Raw genomic sequence first — 18681 nt, 5'->3', positions numbered from 1 at the left:
ACCCTAAACGGGAAAAAGAGCGCGGCCAAAACAACAAACAAAAACCACCAAACACACTATTGAGTTCTCAAACAACACGCCCGAGTTTGTCGCGCAGAAATCCCGCGGCTAAAAGCCGCTGAGCTTCCTGCGGGCAGTGAGAAGACCCACCGTAATGGGTGTCTCTCTCGGATTTCGTCTTCGCTCTCCGGCGCTTGTCCGTGTCGCTCTGACCTGGAATAAGTTACGTGAGCACTAACGGGGAGTCAAATCGCCTGGTCACTGCGACGTTTTCCCAGGTCAGAGCGCGCGGCGCGGAGCGCCTACACGCCCGTGCGCTCGACGCCCGCGATGTTGCGCTTGCCACGTCGCAACACGAGCCAGCGATCATGCAGAAAATCCGAATGCTGTGGTATCCACTCGTCGCTTTCAATACGAATGTTGTTCACATAGACGCCGCCCTCTGCCACGGTGCGGCGCGCGGCGCCCTTGCTGTTCACCAATTCCGTGGCGACCAACAAATCGGTGATCGAGTCCGGACCGCCCGGCTTCAACTGCGCCACCGCTCCGTTACTGGCCTCGCGCAGCGCGGCACCGAGGGTCGGCTCGTCGAGATCGGCCAACTCAGCCCGACCGAACAGCGCCTGGCTGGCCAGCTCGACAGCCTTCGTCGCGGCTTCTCCGTGCACCAACGTGGTTAGTTCGCGTGCCAATCGTTTCTGCGCGGCACGTTCATGCGCACGGTTCTTCGTGGCGTCCTCGAGTTCGGCGATCTCGTCCGACGACAGAAAGGTGAACCAGCGCAGGTACCCGATCACGTCGGCGTCGGCGGTGTTGACGAAGTACTGGTACCAGGCATAGGGGCTGGTCATCTCAGGGTCCAGCCACAGATTGCCGCCGCCGGTCGACTTACCGAACTTCTTGCCCTCGGAGTCGGTGACCAGCGGAGTCGTCATGGCGTGCACGGTGGCGCCGGCCTTCTGCCGCACCAGCCGGGCGCCGGCCACGATGTTGCCCCACTGGTCGGAGCCGCCGATCTGCAGCGCACAGCCGTGCCGCTGGTGCAGTTCGACGAAGTCGTTGGCCTGCAGCAGCATGTAGCTGAATTCGGTGTAGGAGATACCGTCGCCCTCAAGCCGGCGTCGAACCGTCTCCCGGTCGAGCATCACGTTGACCGAGAAGTATTTCCCCAGGTCGCGCAGGAACTCGATCGCCGAAAGTTCGGCCGTCCAGGAGAGGTTGTTCTCGACGATGGCACCCGTGGCCGTGTCGTCGAACTCGACGAAGCGCTCCAGTTGGCCGCGGATGCGATCGGCCCAGTCGGCGACGGTGTCTGCGGTGTTGAGGGTGCGCTCCCCCGTGTCCCGCGGGTCGCCGATCATCCCGGTGGCGCCGCCGGCGAGCACGATCGGACGGTGCCCGGCGCGCTGAAAACGCCGCAGCGTCAACAGAGGTACCAGGTGGCCCGCGTGCAGGCTGGGCGCTGTCGGATCGAAGCCGGAATAGACGGTCATGGGTCCCTTGGCCAGGTCATCGGCCAGGGCGTCGCGGTCGGTCGACTGCGCGATCAGCCCACGCCAGTCCAGCTCATCGAGAATTCCCATGCTCATGACGACGATCATGCCGCATTGACGACATCAGTCACTTGCGCCGGGCGCCGGCGCACGTGGGCTACGCCGATACGCCGACACCTGAGGGCAGTCAGCCAGCCAGAACCGCCACGGCCGGTCGGCGGCCTTGCTCACGCCGACGCGCGGGCCTTCGACCGCCTGCTGCGCCTCGCCCATCGTCAGCCGCACCGGACTGTCGGCCGCGAACAAGTCGATTCCGTTGTCCTCCATGGTGATTCCCAACGCAGAGCACAGATTGCCCGGGCCCCGCGCCAATCCGACCGGCAACACCGCAGGCCCGCGACGACGGGTGGCCAGCGCGGTTCCGCTGTGCACCACGGCGGCCCGCAACAACACTGCAGCCGCGACGCCGTCGTAGCCGCAGACCACGTTGGCGCACACGTGAATGCCGTGGCTGCGATAGGTGTAGAGCCGCCCCGGTGGTCCGAACATCACCTGGTTGCGCCCACTCGGACCGCGATACGAATGCGCCGCGGCGTCGGGCCAGGGCCCGTTCGGCGGGCCGCCGTAGGCCTCCACCTCGACGATCGCGGCGCGTACACCGCGGCCGATCAGCTCGGCTCCCAGCAGCCGGCGGGCTGCCAGCAGCGGATCCACGGCCAGCTGCTCAGCGCTCACCCGAGCGATTCTGCACTTCGCAACAACCACCGTTGACACCGCCCGCACAGTGAGCGCAGTATTCATCACATGATGACTTCATCGGTCGATGAATTCTCGGGGCCGTCCACCTGTGCCGTCGAGATCACCGGGTTGCAGGTCGACCGCGGTGGCCGGCGAGCAATCAGCGACCTCGACGTGCAGATCAAACGGGGCGCGATCACCGGTCTTCTGGGGCCCTCGGGTTGTGGCAAGACCACCTTGATGCGCAGCATCGTCGGCACCCAGATCATCACGGCAGGCACCGTCACAGTGCTGGGACACCCGGCAGGTTCGGCGCCGCTGCGACACCGGGTCGGCTACGTCACGCAAGATGCCACGATCTACGACGACCTGCGGGTCATCGACAACGTCAGGTACTTCGCCGCCCTCTACGGCACGTCGGCGAATTCGGCAGCCGAGGCCATCCGATCGGTGGGTCTCGATGACCATCGCGGCGCATACTGCGGCGATCTCTCCGGAGGTCAACGCACGCGCGTCTCGCTGGCCTGCGCCTTGGTGGCCGAGCCCGAACTGCTGGTGCTCGACGAACCCACCGTCGGCCTGGACCCGGTGCTGCGCGTCGACCTGTGGGAACAGTTCCGGCGGCTCGCCGCGCAGGGAACGACACTGCTCGTCTCGAGCCACGTCATGGACGAGGCCGATCACTGCGGGGACCTGCTGCTCATGCGCGACGGCCGATTGCTCGCCCACACCACCCCTGACCGGCTACGGAAGGACACCTCATGCACGTCTCTGGAGGAAGCGTTTCTCACCGTCATCCGGCGCAGCGCCACAGCCGGCCGCGACCGGGCCGACTGAGCCCGACGGCCTACCTGGCCACCACCGGCCGCATCCTGCGGCAGTTGGCGGCGGATCACCGCAGCGTGGCGATGATCCTGGTGGTGCCCAGCCTGATCATCGCCCTGATGTACTTCATGTTCCAGAACGCACCGACGGCACCGGGGCACCCGGGCCCGTTCAACAACGCGTGCCTGATCATGCTCGGGGTCTTCCCGCTCATCGTGATGTTTCTGATCACCTCGATCACCATGCAACGCGAACGGGTGTCGGGAACGCTCGAGCGGATTCTCACCACACCGCTGCGCCGCTTCGATCTACTCGCCGCCTACGGCACCGCGTTCTCGCTCGCCGCCGCGGCCCAGGCCACCCTGGCCTGCATCGTCTCTTTCTGGCTCCTCGGATTCCACACCGAGGGAAGCCCGGCCCTGGTCTTCCTGATCGCGATCGTCAACGCCGTCCTCGGCGTCGGTCTGGGCCTGTTGTGCAGCGCGTTCGCCCGGACGGAGTTTCAGGCCGTGCAGTTCATGCCGCTGGTCATCGCTCCGCAACTGTTGTTGTGCGGCATCATCGTCCCGCGCGCGGCGTTGCCCGAGTGGCTGCAGTGGATCAGCAACGTGCTGCCGGCCAGTTATGCGCTCGAAGCGTTACAGCAGGTCGGCGCGCACCCCGGGCTGACCGGCGTGGCGGTACGCGACATCGCGATTGTGGTGGGCTTCGCGGCAGTGGCACTATGTCTGGCCGCAGCCACACTGCGCCGCCGAACCCCTTAGGAAGCCGTGACCACCGACATCGATTCCCGACGAGAACGCAAACGCCCCGGTCGTCCCGCGGGGCCGTCGGACAAGCGCGAGCGCATCCTGGCCGGCGCGCGAGAATTGTTCGCCCGCAACGGGTTCGACAAGACGTCGATCCGCGCCATCGCCGCCGAAGCGGGAGTCGACGCCGCCCTGGTACACCACTACTTCGGGACCAAGACCGAGCTGTTCGCCGCCGCGATCCACATTCCCATCGATCCGATGACGGTGATCGGGAAGCTGCAGGAGGTGCCGGTAGAGCAGATCGGGCACACGCTGCCGGCAATCCTGTTGCCGCTGTGGGATTCCGAGATCGGCAAGGGATTCGTGGCGACGCTGCGCTCGATCCTCGCCGGCAACGACGTATCGCTGGTGCGGTCGTTTCTTCAGGAGATCATCGTCGGTGCGATCGGTCCCCGGGTGGACAACCCGGTCGGCAGTGCCCAGATCCGAATCCAGTTCGTCGCCTCACAACTGGTCGGGGTCGCGATGGCCCGCTACATCCTGGAACTGGACCCGTTCGCGTCGCTGCCGGTGGAACAGATCGTCGAGACCATCGGCCCCACCCTGCAGCGGTATCTCACCGGGGACCTACCCGGACTCCCCTGACCCGGCCAGCGCCAGCAGTCGGCGGTGCTCGGCATCGTCATCGATGGCCACGGCCTCGTCCACGAGCAGCACCGGGATACCGTCCTCGATGCGATAGGCGCGCCGCAGCCGCGGGTTGTACAGCCAATCCGCGCCGGCCAGCAGCAGCGGGCCGCGGTCCTGCGGACAGACCAGGATGCTCAAGAGCTTGTCGTCGACCACCACGTGACGCTAGCCCAGCGGGATCTGGATGCCGCCACTCGGGCCGGGCTGTCCCCCGCCCGGAAGGGGAGCGATGCCTGCCGGGAACTGGCCGACGCCGGGATTGACGACCCCCTGCTGTGGGACCTGCGCGGCGTTCGACTGGGCCTGAAGCTTGCGCTGATAGGACAAGGTGCTCTTGAGCGCGTCGATCAACGGAACCTGGTTCGGGCGCTTGTCGAGTGCCTTGGTGATGGCCGTGCGGTTGGCGTTCGACGGCCTGTAGCCCTGCGCACGCAGCTTCATGATGTCGTGGATCAGCTGGGAGATCTGGCCGCCGCCTTCGCCGGTGTCGTAATCCCGGGCGATGATGGCCAACGCCTCGTCGGCGGTCATCGGCGGCGCTTCACGCGCATCGCCCCCGGGCGCACCCGCTCGCGCCGCGGGCGGCGCATCGGCGTGAGCCGACGGCTCGACAGGATCGGCGGCCGCCTGCGGCGCGCCGACGCCCACCAGCAGACCCACCGCCAGCGCGGCGCCGGTCACCGATCCGGTGACGACGCGACGCCACTGGTGCATACCCGATCCCGATGTCATCGATCCTCCTGTCGCTGCGCCGTCCGCCGGAGCGTAACAGCGCTTTCCGGCGCCGGCACCTCGTCGGTTACCGGGCCTCCGGTGCGTCGGCGGGTGCTCCGCCGACGAGTTCGGCCCGGCTGGCCGCGGTCAACTTCTTGTATGTACCGGTATCGGCATCGAAGTACCAACAGTTACGGCGCGACGGTTTGGGGATCCCGGCCTTGCGCAACGGCGCGATCAGCGGGCGGTACGACGCTCCGAGTTCCATGTCGGCCACCACGTGCACGACATCGGGCGGGCAGCCGGCGGCCAGCTCGTCCATGGCGCGCGTGAGGTCGGCGGTCGGAACGCTGCCGCCGGGGCGCAGCGCCAGCGCCGTCACCGCCAGCAGCCGGCCGCCGTCCTCCACTCCGTAGGTGACCGACATGTCGACCGCATCCAGGCAACCGACCGCATCGTTGACACTTGTCGCGAAGACGGGGCCGCGTTCGGTGCGGATCACCGCGCTGCGGTTGTCCACCAACCAGTAGTCACCGTCCTCGTCCCGGCGGAAGAGGAACTCGGTGGACACCCAGGTGTCGGCCGGCGCGAACACGCCGCGCTTGACCACCGCGGTCGGATCGACCGGGCCGCGCGGATGCGCCAACAGCACACCGACCTCGTTGGTCTCGGCCTTGCGCACGAAGCCCTGCTCGTCTTCCAGGATCAGATCGTCGTCGGCGTCGTACGCGGCGAGCGCAACCGTGCCGCCGCCGGGCAGCGGACGACCCTTGCTGCCGATCTTGGCGCCCGACACGTTGGCCAGCACGGCCTGCCCGTCGGTGGTGGCGAAGAATTCGACGACGTGGGCCGGCTCGAACACGTCGATCACGCGTTTCCACAACCCGGCGGGCATACCGGAGCCGATGAAGAGGCGGACCGGGTGGCTACCGGTGAGCGAGAACGACGGATCGTCGATGACCTCGCGGAGCATGGCCCAGGTGTAGGACACCACGGTGACGCCGTACTGCCGGATCTCCTGCAGGAACCGGTCGGGCTGCAGGCCCCGGGACAGCGCGATCCGCGAGCCGCCGACGACGGCACCGCCGAGGCTGACCAGCAGACCCGACTGGTGATGCAGCGGCGTGAGGCAGTACACGGTGTCGCCGCGCCCCAGATTGGCCGCCGACGCCGTGCCGAACGCCGACAGCGCCCAGCGGTAGTTCGTGATCTGCCGGGCCACGAGCTCACCGCCGACCTCGCTGAACGCGACGAAGGCCAGATCTCGGGCCAACCCCGGGTTGGGCCGGTACCAACCGGGGAGTTCGACGGCGTCGGGATCGATCTTCTCCATGTCGACGACCGCGGCGACGTCGTCCGTTTCCTCCGGCAGATCGAGGTCCCGGCTCTCACCGCCGCCGAGAACGAGCACTCGCATATCGAGTTGCCGCGCCACCTCGAGATGGCTCGGGTCGGCGATGATCTCGGCCACGCGGCCGAGCCGGACCGCCTCGGCCAGATCCGCCTTGGGCAGCAACACCGCAACCGCACCCAACCGGGACAGGGCCGCGATCGCCACCAGTGCGCTGGGTCGGGTGTCCATCAACACGCCGACCCGGGCGCCCTGTCGCACCCCGACGTCGATCAGGCCACGCACCACGTTGTTGATCCGGCGATCCACCGCCTCATAGGTATGCACGCGGCCGTCGAACAGCAGCGCCTCACCGTTGGGGGCGCTGCGCGCCTGCTCGCTCATGATGCGGCCGAGCGAGATCCGGGTGTGGTCGTTGACCTGTCCCAGCCGGGCCAGGCGGGGCAACGTGCGTGCGGTCTCGATGACCAGCGTGCGCGCATTCTTGTTCGCCGCCACCAACGCATCCGCGGCCGACCGGGCCACCCCGAACGCCATCTCTGTCGCGGCGGTGGCCCCGTGGGTGACCCGGGTCGAGAACGACACTCCCCCCTCGGGATGATTCGCCGGCTGTGATTCCATCGGGACGACGCCTTCTGGCATCTCTTCTCCGCCAAGCCATTTCACCCACTGCGCCACAGTCGGCCAGGTCTGGGTGGAGGCTTTCGATCCGACCACCAAGCCGAAATGCCCGGCCCTGATCAGATATTCGTAGACGTCGGCATCCGGCGCGGCCCGCTTGATCCCGCGAACGGCGGCCGGCTGGCCGATGTCGTCCACCTCGCCGACCACGGCCAGGATCGGGCAGTCGATGTCGGACAGCGTGACCAGATCGCCGTGCACCGAGAACCCACCGGTGATCATCCGGTTGTGCGCGATGAACTGCTTGAGCAGTTCGGAGATCGCCGGGCCCGACCACGCGATCCAGCCCTCCGAGGACAGGAACCGACGCTGCTGTTCGCGCGGCAGCAAGGCCTCGCGGTCATGCAGCTGGCGCAGGAACTCCAGGCGCGACTGGGCGGTCTTGATGGGGTCGAGCATCTGAAACCCGGTGCGGGCCAACCACCCCGGGATGTCGATGCGGCTGAACACATGGTCGGCCATGAAATCCGCGGCGCCGGCGGCCACCCCGGCCGGAACGTTCATCGGCAACGCGGCCAGGGTGTCCACCGGCGAGCCGAAAGCGATGATGCTGGCCAGATCCTTGGACCGCCGGTACGCCGCGGCCTGGTAGGCGAACATCCCGCCTTGGGAGTACCCGGCCAGGTGGACGTCGCGGCCCGTGACCTCTTTGACCACGTCGATGGCTTCGGACAACGCCACCACGTGGTCGGCGAGGTTGCGCTGCATCCCGCCCTCGACCTTGTCCGGTGAGCCGAAGTCGATCACCCACGGGTCGATCCCCGCGGCGTTCAGGATCCCGACGGCGCCGTCCTCGCGCGTGACGTCCCACATGTCGGCCGACATCATCATCGGGTGCACCATCAGCACGGGCGGACGCGGATGCTGCGCTCCGGGGCGCACATCCGGCGGGAAGTACCGACGCAGCCGGTACATCGGCACACTCTGGATGAGCTGAAATGGCGAAGGGACCGCGCCGGTCTCCAGGCCGCCGTAACGCAGCACCTCCAGGCCGTTCTGCGCGGTTGCCAGCAACCGCTCCACCGGTCTGGTCACTGCCGAGAAATCCACCAGCCTGCTCCCCACATGACTAATCGACCCAACCCCCGATTGACCTGGCCATCATGGCACAACAGCAACGGATCACCGACTTGATCGGCCCGAGCCCGGATACGGCCCCGGGCGGTGCCGGTGTCGGTGCCGCCGAACGATAGGGTCGGCGGCGATGGCTCACCTGCTCGGGGGCGAAACCCTACATCTGGAGTACCCCACCGGGGTGGTGTTCGATTCGGTCACCGTCGGCGTCAGCGAAGGCGACCGGATCGGAATCGTCGGCCGCAACGGCGACGGAAAGTCGACGCTGCTGGGCATGCTCACCGGCCGCATCACGCCGCACTCCGGCCGCGTGACCCGGCGCAGCGGGCTACGAGTGGGTTCCCTGGACCAGACCGACACGCTCGATCCCGAGCACACCGTGGGCTGGTCCTTGGTCGGAGATCGGCCCGAACACGAATGGGCCGGTGATGCCCGCACCCGCGACGTGATCGGCGGCCTGGTCGCCGATATCCCGTTCGACGCCCAGGTCTCGACGCTGTCGGGTGGACAACGTCGACGGGTGCAGCTGGCCGCGTTGCTGATCGGCGACTGGGACGTCATCGCGCTCGACGAGCCGACCAACCACCTCGACATCCAGGGCATCACCTGGCTGGCCGGCCACATCAAGGCGCGCTGGGCGCGCGGGACCGGCGGGCTGCTGCTGATCACCCACGACCGTTGGTTTCTCGACGAGGTCGCCACCACCACCTGGGAGGTGCACGATCGGATCGTCGAGCCGTTCGAGGGCGGCTACGCGGCGTATGTGTTGCAGCGGGTGGAACGGGACCGCCAAGCGGCATCGATCGAGGCCAAGCGGCAGAATCTGATGCGCAAGGAGTTGGCCTGGCTGCGCCGCGGCGCGCCGGCGCGCACCTCCAAACCCAAGTTCCGGATCGACGCGGCCAACGCCCTGATCTCCGACGTGCCGCCGTTGCGCAACACCGTGGAGCTGTCTCGGCTGGCCACCGCACGGCTGGGCAAAGACGTGATCGACCTCCTCGACGTGTCGGTGTCCTATCCCGGCGCCGAACGAGAAGTGTTGCGCGACATCGAATGGCGCATCGGACCAGGTGAGCGCACCGGCATCCTCGGGGCGAACGGGGCCGGCAAGTCCACGCTGCTGGGCCTGATCGCCGGAACGGTGGCCCCGACCAGCGGCCGGGTCAAACGCGGTAAGACCGTGCGGCTTTCGATCCTCGACCAGCAGTCCAGCGAGCTCGACGCCGTCGCGGGTGACATGGTCCGCGAGGTGATCGGCCGGCTGCAGACCAGCTACCAGATCGACGGCAAGGACTTCACCCCGGCGCAATTGTTGGAACGGTTGGGGTTTGCCCGCGACCAGTTGTCCACCCGGGTCGGACAACTCTCCGGCGGGCAGCGCCGCCGGCTGCAGCTCATGCTGGTGGTTTTGTCGGAACCGAACGTGTTGATCCTCGACGAGCCGACCAACGACGTCGACACCGACATGCTGACCGCCACCGAGGATCTGCTGGATTCCTGGCCGGGCACGTTGATCGTGGTGTCGCACGATCGGTATCTGCTGGAACGGGTCACCGACCAGCAGTACGCGATCCTCGACGGCCGGCTACGGCACCTGCCCGGGGGCGTCGACGAGTACCTGCGGTTGAGTGCATCGTCGGCCACCTCGTCGGCTCCGGCTCCGCGCGCGGAACCGGCGGTGTCACAAGGGCTTTCCGGCGCCGAGCAGCGCGCCATCGAGAAGGAGATCTCGTCGATCGACCGGTCGCTGGCCAAGCTGGCCGATCGGATCGCCGCCAAACATGACGAGCTCGCCGCTCACGACCAGTCCGACCATGTCGGGCTCGGCAAGCTCACCGGCGAACTGCGTGAACTGGAATCACAGGTCGCCGAGTTCGAGGCGCGTTGGCTGGAGCTGTCCGAACACCTGGAATAGCCGCTAGCGGCTCAGCCGGATCCGCAACTCTTCCATGGCGTTTCGAACCATTCCCAGCTGCTTGGCCACCTGAACGGGCGCGGTACCGCCGCGGGCACTGCGCGCGTTCACCGAACCCTCGACCGTCAGCACCTCACGCACCCGCGCCGTGAGCGCGGGGTTGATCGCGGCAAACTCGTCGTCGGTGAGCTTGTCCAGCCCCACACCGCGGCCCTCCGCCGTCTGCACCGCGGCACCGGCGGCCTCATGGGCCACCCGGAACGGAACACCTTGGCGAACCAGCCATTCGGCGATGTCGGTGGCCAACGTGTAGCCGGCCGGGGCCAGCGCCGCCATCCGCGCCTCGTCGAAGGTCAGTGTGCCGACCAGCCCGGCCATTGCCGGCAGCAGCAGCTCCAACTGCGCCACCGAGTCGAAGACCGGTTCCTTGTCTTCCTGCAGGTCGCGGTTGTAGGCCAGCGGCTGCGCCTTGAGCGTGGCCAGCAGGCCGGTCAGGTTGCCGATCAGCCGCCCGGATTTGCCGCGGGCCAGCTCGGCGATGTCCGGGTTCTTCTTCTGCGGCATGATCGAGCTGCCGGTCGACCAGGCGTCGTGCAGTGTGACGTAACCGAATTCGGTGGTGCTCCAGAGGATGATGTCCTCGGCGAGCCGGGACAGGTCCACCCCGATCTGGGCGAAGACGAAGGCGGCCTCGGCGGCGAAATCGCGTGCGGCGGTGGCGTCGACGGAATTGTCTGCAGCCGAGGCGAACCCGAGGTCCGCAGCGATGGCATCGGGGTCCAGCCCCAGCGAGGAGCCGGCCAGCGCCCCCGAGCCGTAGGGCGAGACCGCGGTGCGGTCGTCGAAGTCGGCGAGCCGGTCGACGTTGCGCAGCAAGGGATGAGCATGCGCGAGCAGGTGATGTGCGAGCAGGATCGGCTGGGCCGCCTGCAGATGGGTCTTGCCGGGCATGATCGCCGTCGGGTGTGCCGCAGCCTGGATGGCCAGCGCATTGACCACCTCGAGCACCCCGTCGGCGACGCGGCGGACGGCGTCGCGCAGCCACATCCGGAACAGCGTCGCCACCTGGTCATTGCGCGATCGTCCGGCCCGCAACCGGCCGCCAAGATCGGGACCGACCCGGTCGATCAGGCCACGCTCGAGGGCACCGTGCACATCCTCGTCGGTGGGCAGCGGTTCGAAGCTGCCGTCGGCGACGTCGGAACCGAGGCTGTCCAGCCCGGCGAGCAGGCCGTCGCGCTGCTCGTCGGTGAGCAGCCCGGCCCGGTGCAGCACCCGGGCATGCGCCTTGGACGCGGTGACGTCGTACGGGGCCAGCACCCAGTCGAAGTGCGTCGACTTGCTCAGGGCCGCAAGGGCATCCGAGGGGCCGTCGGCGAACCGACCGCCCCACAGCGAACCTTCGTTGGTACTCATGTCCGTTCCTTCCGCGAGCAGACGCGGATGTACCCGACACACCGGGTTTTTGGGGACATCCGCGTCTGCTCGCGCGTCGAGGTGACCTAGAGGCCCAGGTCGCGCTTGGCGGAGATCTTGCTGCTCAACCCGTGCACGTGCACGAAGCCCTTGGCCGAGGACTGGTCGAAGCTGTCGCCCTCGTCGTAGGTGGCCAGGTTGAAGTCGTACAGCGATTCCGCGCTGCGGCGGCCGTTGACCGCGATGTGGCCGCCGTGCAGAACCAGCCGGATCTCGCCGGTGACGTGCTGCTGGGTGTGCTCGACGAAGGCCTCCAGCGAGGCCTTCAGCGGCGAGTACCACAGGCCGTCATAGACCAGCTCGCCCCACTTCTGGTCGGTGGTGCGCTTGAACCGGCCCAGCTCACGCTCCAGCGTGACGTGCTCGAGTTCGGTGTGCGCAGTGATCAGCACCATGGCACCCGGCGCCTCGTAGATCTCGCGGCTCTTGATGCCGACCAGCCGGTCCTCGACCACGTCGAGGCGGCCCACACCTTGGGCGCCGGCGCGGCGGTTGAGCTCCTCGATGGCCTGCAACACGGTCACCGGACGACCGTCGATCGAAACCGGGACACCCTTTTCGAAGCCGACAATGACCTCGTCGGGCGTGTTCCAGTTGACCGTGGGGTCCTCGGTGTAGTCGTAGACGTCCTTGGTCGGGGCGTTCCACAGGTGCTCCAGGAACCCGGTCTCCACCGCGCGGCCCCACACGTTCTGGTCGATCGAGAACGGCGAGCGCTTGGTCACGTTGATCGGGATGGCGTTCTCCTCGGCGAAGGCGATCGCCTTCTCCCGGGTCCAGGCGTAATCGCGGACCGGGGCCAGCACCTGCAGATCGGGCGCCAGCGAGGCGAATCCGACCTCGAAGCGGACCTGGTCGTTGCCCTTGCCGGTGCAGCCGTGGGCGACGGTGCCGCCGCCGTGCTCACGGGCCGCGGCCACCAGGTGCTTGACGATCAACGGCCGGCTGATGGCCGACACCAGCGGATAGCGGTCCATGTAGAGCGCGTTGGACTTGATGGTCGGCAAGCAGTACTCGTTGGCGAACTCGTCGCGGGCGTCGACCACCACCGCCTCGACCGCACCGCAATCCAGTGCACGCTGCCGTACGACCTCCATATCCTCGCCACCCTGGCCGAGGTCGATGGCGACGGCGACGACCTCACGGCCGGTCTCCTTGCCAATCCAGCTGATGGCCACCGAGGTGTCCAGACCCCCGGAGTACGCGAGGATCACGCGATCGGACATGTGAGCAGTCTCCTTTTACTTCAGCTCTATTTGAGGTTCTCGAAAGTGCTGGCGAGCTCGGCACCGGTCATCGGCTCGCGAGCCAGTACGAAGATGGTGTCATCACCGGCGATCGTGCCGACGACGTGGGGTAATGCCGCCCGGTCGATCGCGCTGGCCAGATAGTGCGCACCGCCGGGCGGGGTGCGCAGCACGGCAAGGTTAGCGCTGGAGTCGGTGGACACCAGCAACTCCCCCAGCAACCGGGTCATTCGCTCGGTGCCGCCGGCCACCCCGCGCACCGGGCTGCCGTCCTCGGGCACCACATAGACGCCGACGCCGCCGTCGGCCCCACGCAGTTTCACCGCGCCGAGTTCCTCCAGATCGCGCGACAACGTGGCCTGGGTGACCTCGATGCCCTCCTGCCCCAGCAGAGCGGCCAGTTCGGTCTGACTGCTCACCTGCCGCGACGACAGCAGGGCGATGATGCGGGCCTGACGGCCGGCGCGGGTGGGGGTACTCACCGGGGTTGCCTCACCGGTGCTCCAGCAACCAGACCAGTAGCGCCTTCTGCGCGTGCAACCGGTTCTCGGCCTCGTCGAAGACTGCGCTCTGCGGCCCGTCGATCACGTCATCGGTGATCTCGTGACCGCGGTGCGCCGGAAGGCAGTGCAGCACAACGGCTTCCGGGTCGGCGAGCTTGAGCAGGTCGGCGTTGACCTGGAACGGGCGGAACGGCCGCACCCGGTCCAGCCCGTCGTTCTCCTGCCCCATCGAGGTCCAGGTGTCGGTGACGAGCACGTCGGCTCCGTCGGCACCGGCCCGCGGGTCCTCGGTCAGCGACACGGTGGCTCCGGTCTCGGCGGCGCGGCGCTTGGCGGCGTCGACGAAGTGCGGATCAGGTTCGAAGCCGGCCGGGGCGGCGATGGTGACGTGGATGCCGGCGGTGACCCCACCCAGCATCAGCGAGTGCGCCATGTTGTTGGCCCCGTCACCCAGGTAGGTCAGCTTCAAGCCGTTGAGGTCACCCTTGCGCTCGGCCAGGGTCTGTAGGTCGGCCAGCACCTGACAGGGATGGAACTCGTCGGACAGCGCATTCACGATCGGCACGCTCGACCCGGATGCCATGGCGGTCAGCCGTTCCTGGGCGAAGGTGCGCCACACGATGGCGTCGACGTAGCGCGACAGCACCGCGCCGGTGTCTTCCAGGGTCTCCTCGCGGCCCAGCTGGGTGCTGCGGCCATCGACGACGACGGCATGGCCACCGAGCTGGGCGATGCCCATCTCGAACGAGAACCGGGTGCGGGTCGAGTTCTTCTCGAAGATCACCGCGACGCCGCGCGGGCCTTCCAGCGGGCGGCGCGAGAACGGCGCCTTCTTCAGCTCGGCGGCCAGGGCCAGCACCTCGGCCTGCTCGTCGGGCGACAGGTCGTCGTCGCGCAGGAAATGCCGGGTCATGAATCAGCCTCCACAGCGGTGTCGAGTACGGCGGGCAGGGCGGACAGGAACGTCTCGATCTGCGGTTCGGTGATGATCAGCGGCGGCGCCAACCGGATCACGTCGGCGGCCGCGGCGTTGACCAGGAAGCCGGCATCGCGGGCGGCGGTCTCGACGGCCTTGGCACTCGGCGCGGTCAACACCACGCCCTGCAACAGACCCTTGCCGCGTACGTGGTCGACGAGCGGATGGCCGAGCTCCTCGATGCCGTGGCTCAGGGTCTTGCCGAGCACGCCGGCACGCGTGATCAGGTCCCCGTCGGACAGCGCCTTGAGCACGGCCAACGCCGCCGCGGTGCACACCGGGTTGCCGCCGAAGGTGCTGCCGTGCAGGCCCGGGGTGAGCAGATCACCGGCCGCGCCGATGGCCAGGCACGCGCCGATCGGCAGGCCACCGCCCAAGCCCTTGGCCAGCGTGACGATGTCGGGCGTGATGCCGTCGTGCTGGTGGGCATAGAAGGCACCGGTGCGTCCGACGCCGGTCTGCACCTCGTCGAGAACCAGCAGGGCGCCGTTCTTGGCGGTGATGTCGCGGGCCGCAGCCAGGTAGCCGGCGGGCGGGACGACGACGCCGCCCTCCCCCATGATCGGCTCCAGGAACACGGCGGCCGTATCCGAATCGACCGCGGCGGCCAGGGCTTCGGCGTCACCGTAGGGCACGTGGGTGACGTTGCCCGGCAGCGGCTCGAACGGCGCCTGCTTGGCGGGCTGGCCGGTCAACGCCAGCGATCCCATGGTGCGGCCGTGGAAGGCGCCTTGGGCGGCAATGATATTCGTCTTGCCGGTGAGCCGGGTGATCTTGAAGGCGACCTCGTTGGCCTCGGTGCCCGAGTTGCAGAAGAACGCCCGCGCCGGCGCGCCCAGGTGCCCGACCAATGCCTCGGCCAGCGCGATGCCCGGCTCGGTGGCATACAGGTTCGAGGTGTGGCCCAGCGTGTTGAGCTGGGTGGTGACGGCCTCGATGACACCCGGGTGGCGGTGGCCGAGCAGGTTGACCGCGATCCCGCCGAGCAGGTCCAGATAGGACTTGCCGTCGGTATCGGTGACTACCGCGCCGTCGCCGCTGGCCAACGCCAACGGCGGGGTGCCGTAGTTGTTCATCATCACCGCTTCCCAGCGGTCCTGCAGAGTCACGACGGGCTCACCACTTTCGTTCCCGTTCCTTCATCGGTGAAAAGCTCGACGAGCACGCAATGTTCGACGCGGCCGTCGATGACGTGCGCGCTCGGCACCCCGCCGTTGACCGCCCGAAGGCAGGCCTCGATCTTGGGCACCATGCCCGATTCGAGCTTGGGCAGCAGTTGGGTCAGTGCGGCCGTGTCGATCTCGCTGACCAGTGAGGAGCGGTCGGGCCAATCGGTGTAGAGGCCCTCGACATCGGTGAGCATGACCAGCTTTTCGGCACCCAACGCCTCGGCCAGGGCTGCGGCCGCGGTGTCGGCGTTGATGTTGTGCACCACGCCGTCGACATCCGGACCGATGGTCGAGACCACCGGGATTCGGCCGGCGGCAATGAGATCCAACAGGGAGCCGGCGTTGACGTGCTCGACGTCGCCAACCAGCCCGATGTCGGTGGCCACCCCGTCCACGGTGACGCTGCGCCGCACCGCGGTGAACAGATGCGCGTCCTCACCGGTGAGACCCACCGCGTACGGGCCGTGGGCGTTGATCAGGTTGACGAGTTCGCGGCCCACCTGCCCGAACAGCACCATGCGCGCCACGTCGAGCACCTCCGGCGTCGTCACCCGGAAGCCACCCTTGAAATCGCCGGCGATGCCCAGCTTCTTGAGCATGGCGCTGATCTGCGGCCCGCCGCCGTGCACCACGACGGGTTTGATGCCGCAGTTGCGCAGGAACACCATGTCGGCGGCAAACGCCGCCTTGAGGGTGTCGTCGGTCATCGCGTTGCCGCCGTACTTGACGACGACGATCTTGCCGTGCAATTGCTTGAGCCACGGCAGCGCCGAGGCGAGCACCTGGGCCTTGACGCCGCGCTCGATGACGTGGCTCATGAGCTGTAGGCCGAATTCTCTTCGACGTAGGCGTGGGACAGGTCGGTAGTCCTGATAGAAGCACTGCCGCTTCCCACCGCCAGGTCCACCACCACGGCGATGTCCGCACCGGACAGGTCGACCTCGCGGGCACCAGGCGCCCCGGCCCCGTCGATGCATACCGGAGAACCGTTGAACGACACGCTGATCCGCTCCGGATCAAGCTTCACCGGCGCGATACCGACCGCGGCCAGGACCCGGCCCCAGTTCGGGTCGGAACCGAACAGCGCGGTCTTGACCAGGCTGTCGCGGGCAATGACCCGCGCCGCGACGAGCGCATCGTCCTCGCTCTCGGCTCCGGTGACGGTGATGGTGATGCGTTTGGTGACACCCTCGGCGTCGGCCTGCAACTGCGCGCACAGGTCGTCGCACACCCGCAGCACGGCCGCGTCGAGATCGTCCTGGCTCGGGGCGATCTCGCTGGCACCCGAGGCCAGCAGCAGCACGGTGTCGTTGGTCGAGCAGCTGCCGTCGACGTCGAGCCGGTCGAAGGTCAGCGCGGCCGCGCGCCTGAGTGCGGCATCGAGCGCCGCAGCATCGGCGACCGCGTCGGTGGTCAGCACCACCAACATGGTGGCCAGTGACGGCGCCAGCATGCCGGCACCCTTGGCCATCCCGCCGACCGTCCAGTTCTCCCCCGATTCCGGGGAGTGGTGCAGCGCAACCTGTTTCGGCACGGTATCGGTGGTCATAATGGCCCGGGCCGCGTCTTCGCCTCCGGTCAGGCCGCCGGCCAACTCATGCACGATCTCGGTGACGCCGGCCAGCACCTTGTCCATCGGCAACCGGTCCCCGATCAGGCCGGTGGAGCACACGGCTACTTCGATGGCACCGGTCTCGGTGCCCCAATCACTCAGCGCAGTGGCCACGGCCTCGGCGGTGGCGTGGGTGTCCTGGAAGCCCAGCGGGCCGGTGCAGGCGTTGGCGCCGCCGGAGTTCAGGATCACCGCGCGCAGCCGGCCGGTGGTCAGCACCTGCTGCGACCACTTCACGGGTGCGGCCTTGATCTTGTTGCGGGTGAACACGCCGGCCGCGGCGTAGTCCGGGCCCTCGTTGAACACCAGCGCCAGGTCCGGCGCACCGGATGCCTTGATACCGGCGGCGATTCCCGCGGCCCGGAACCCGGCCGGGGCCGTGACACCCTGGGTGCGGACCAGCTTGGTCGTCTGTGCCGCTTCTGTCACGGTGCCACTCCCACGATCGACAGTCCTTCGGTCTCAGGCCAGCCCAGGGCCAGGTTCATCGACTGCACCGCGGCGCCGCCGGTGCCTTTGGTCAGGTTGTCGATGGCGGCGATGGCCACAAGACTGCTCGCCTCAACATCCAAGCCGACCTGGATCTGGGCGGCATTGCTGCCGATCACCGATCCGGTCTTGGGCAGTTGCCCCTCGGGCAGCAGATGAATGAACGGCTCTGCGTCGTAAGCCTTTTCGTAGGCGGCCCGGATCTCTGCGGCTGATGCCTCGGTGCGGGCGGTGCAGGTGGCCAGGATGCCACGTGCCGTCGGGATCAGCACCGGGGTGAACGAGACGGTGACGTCCTTGTCGGTCACCGCCCGCAGTCCCTGCGCGATCTCCGGGGTGTGCCGGTGCTTGCCGGCGATGTTGTAGGCGCGGGCCGACCCGATCACCTCCGCGCCGAGGAGATCCACCTTGGCCGATTTGCCGGCGCCGGAGGTGCCGCTGACGGCGACCACCGTGACGGCTGGGTCGACGAGATCGGCGGCGACGGCCGGCAGCAGCGCCAGCAGTGCCGCGGTCGGATAGCAGCCGGGTACCGCGATGCGCTTGGTGTCGCGCAACCGGTCGCGGGCGCCGGGCAGCTCGGGCAGGCCGTAGGGCCAGCTGCCGGCGTGCGCGGAGCCGTAGAACTTCTCCCAGTCGGCGGCGTCGGTCAGCCGGAAGTCGGCACCGCAGTCGATGATCAGGGTGTCCGGGCCGAGTTGTTCGGCCAGGGCCGCGGAATGTCCGTGCGGCAACCCCAGAAACACCACGTCATGCCCGGCCAGCACCTCGGCGTTGGTCGACTCCAGCACTCGCGAGGCCAACGGCAGCAAGTGCGGATGATGTTCGGCGAGCGTCGTCCCGGCACTGGATGCCGCGGTCAATGCCCCGATCGTCAATCGACCGTCTGCATAGGCCGGATGTCCGAGCAGCAAGCGCAGGATCTCTCCGCCGGCGTAGCCGCTGGCGCCGGCCACCGCTATCGAAGTCATGCCGC

General features: G+C 68.0%; 17 protein-coding genes. 4 read left to right on the top strand and 13 right to left on the bottom strand.

Translation table 11 applies throughout. The annotated features are described in order from the left end of the window. Positions 1–302 precede the first annotated feature (302 nt). Both tyrS and A5733_RS00395 read right to left on the bottom strand, forming a co-directional pair. Complete coding sequence (tyrS, locus tag A5733_RS00400) at positions 303–1589, bottom strand: tyrosine--tRNA ligase (RefSeq protein ID WP_198938701.1); 1287 nt, start codon at positions 1587–1589, stop codon at positions 303–305. Positions 1590–1616: 27 nt separating this feature from the next. After that, positions 1617–2228 (bottom strand): DNA-3-methyladenine glycosylase, encoded by a 612-nt coding sequence (locus A5733_RS00395; protein WP_076238641.1) that lies wholly within the window; start codon positions 2226–2228, stop codon positions 1617–1619. A 69-nt stretch (positions 2229–2297) separates the two neighbouring features. On the opposite strand from A5733_RS00395, the gene A5733_RS00390 reads away from it, so the two are divergent. The 3 genes from A5733_RS00390 to A5733_RS00380 are packed head-to-tail and all read left to right on the top strand — an operon-like array spanning position 2298 to position 4453. Beyond that, a complete protein-coding gene (locus tag A5733_RS00390) occupies positions 2298–3068 on the top strand; it encodes an ABC transporter ATP-binding protein (protein ID WP_076238640.1) in 771 nt (256 codons plus the stop codon). After that, positions 2993–3820 carry an ABC transporter permease gene (locus A5733_RS00385; RefSeq protein WP_076238639.1) on the top strand — a complete coding sequence of 276 codons (828 nt, stop codon included), beginning with the start codon at positions 2993–2995 and terminating at the stop codon, positions 3818–3820. The genes A5733_RS00390 and A5733_RS00385 overlap by 76 nt, the downstream gene beginning before the upstream one ends. Before the next feature lie 6 nt (positions 3821–3826). Further along, positions 3827–4453 carry a TetR/AcrR family transcriptional regulator gene (locus A5733_RS00380; protein ID WP_076238638.1) on the top strand — a complete coding sequence of 209 codons (627 nt, stop codon included), beginning with the start codon at positions 3827–3829 and terminating at the stop codon, positions 4451–4453. Here the strand turns inward: A5733_RS00380 and A5733_RS00375 are convergent. The 3 genes from A5733_RS00375 to A5733_RS00365 all read right to left on the bottom strand — a co-directional run bounded on the left by A5733_RS00375 (position 4436) and on the right by A5733_RS00365 (position 8294). Beyond that, positions 4436–4654: a Trm112 family protein gene (locus tag A5733_RS00375; RefSeq protein WP_067767900.1), complete on the bottom strand. Its 219-nt coding sequence runs from the start codon at positions 4652–4654 to the stop codon at positions 4436–4438. The two genes, A5733_RS00380 and A5733_RS00375, sit on opposite strands and share 18 nt — an antisense overlap. A gap of 9 nt (positions 4655–4663) precedes the next feature. After that, on the bottom strand, positions 4664–5230 hold the full coding sequence (locus tag A5733_RS00370) for a hypothetical protein (protein ID WP_076238637.1): 567 nt from the start codon (positions 5228–5230) through the stop codon (positions 4664–4666). Positions 5231–5297: 67 nt separating this feature from the next. Continuing rightward, the gene (locus A5733_RS00365) at positions 5298–8294 is read right to left on the bottom strand and encodes an acyl-CoA synthetase (RefSeq protein WP_076238636.1); all 2997 of its coding nucleotides are present in this window, start codon (positions 8292–8294) and stop codon (positions 5298–5300) included. A gap of 154 nt (positions 8295–8448) precedes the next feature. Between A5733_RS00365 and A5733_RS00360 the strand changes: the two genes are divergently transcribed. After that, positions 8449–10233 carry an ABC-F family ATP-binding cassette domain-containing protein gene (locus A5733_RS00360; RefSeq protein WP_076238635.1) on the top strand — a complete coding sequence of 595 codons (1785 nt, stop codon included), beginning with the start codon at positions 8449–8451 and terminating at the stop codon, positions 10231–10233. Between the two features lie 3 nt (positions 10234–10236). Here the strand turns inward: A5733_RS00360 and argH are convergent, their stop codons facing one another. The 8 genes from argH to argC all read right to left on the bottom strand — a co-directional run bounded on the left by argH (position 10237) and on the right by argC (position 18676). Next, a complete protein-coding gene (argH, locus tag A5733_RS00355) occupies positions 10237–11649 on the bottom strand; it encodes an argininosuccinate lyase (protein WP_076238634.1) in 1413 nt (470 codons plus the stop codon). 86 nt (positions 11650–11735) lie between these two features. Continuing rightward, a complete protein-coding gene (locus tag A5733_RS00350) occupies positions 11736–12935 on the bottom strand; it encodes an argininosuccinate synthase (protein ID WP_066898172.1) in 1200 nt (399 codons plus the stop codon). 26 nt (positions 12936–12961) lie between these two features. Then, complete coding sequence (locus tag A5733_RS00345; protein WP_067767821.1) at positions 12962–13438, bottom strand: arginine repressor; 477 nt, start codon at positions 13436–13438, stop codon at positions 12962–12964. 10 nt (positions 13439–13448) lie between these two features. Continuing rightward, a complete protein-coding gene (argF, locus tag A5733_RS00340; RefSeq protein WP_067767824.1) occupies positions 13449–14372 on the bottom strand; it encodes an ornithine carbamoyltransferase in 924 nt (307 codons plus the stop codon). Then, complete coding sequence (locus A5733_RS00335; protein ID WP_076238633.1) at positions 14369–15544, bottom strand: acetylornithine transaminase; 1176 nt, start codon at positions 15542–15544, stop codon at positions 14369–14371. The genes argF and A5733_RS00335 overlap by 4 nt, the downstream gene beginning before the upstream one ends. Beyond that, a complete protein-coding gene (gene argB, locus A5733_RS00330; protein ID WP_076238632.1) occupies positions 15541–16422 on the bottom strand; it encodes an acetylglutamate kinase in 882 nt (293 codons plus the stop codon). Before argB ends, A5733_RS00335 begins: the two co-directional genes overlap by 4 nt. After that, positions 16419–17645, bottom strand: coding sequence for a bifunctional glutamate N-acetyltransferase/amino-acid acetyltransferase ArgJ (gene argJ, locus A5733_RS00325; RefSeq protein WP_076238631.1), 1227 nt, complete (start codon positions 17643–17645; stop codon positions 16419–16421). The genes argB and argJ overlap by 4 nt, the downstream gene beginning before the upstream one ends. Then, positions 17642–18676, bottom strand: coding sequence for an N-acetyl-gamma-glutamyl-phosphate reductase (gene argC, locus A5733_RS00320; RefSeq protein WP_076238630.1), 1035 nt, complete (start codon positions 18674–18676; stop codon positions 17642–17644). Before argC ends, argJ begins: the two co-directional genes overlap by 4 nt. Positions 18677–18681: the final 5 nt, after the last annotated feature.

Origin of the sequence: Mycobacterium sp. NS-7484 (assembly GCF_001953975.1) — a bacterium.
Lineage (GTDB): Bacteria > Actinomycetota > Actinomycetes > Mycobacteriales > Mycobacteriaceae > Mycobacterium.
This window is presented reverse-complemented; position numbering and strand designations above follow the sequence as displayed.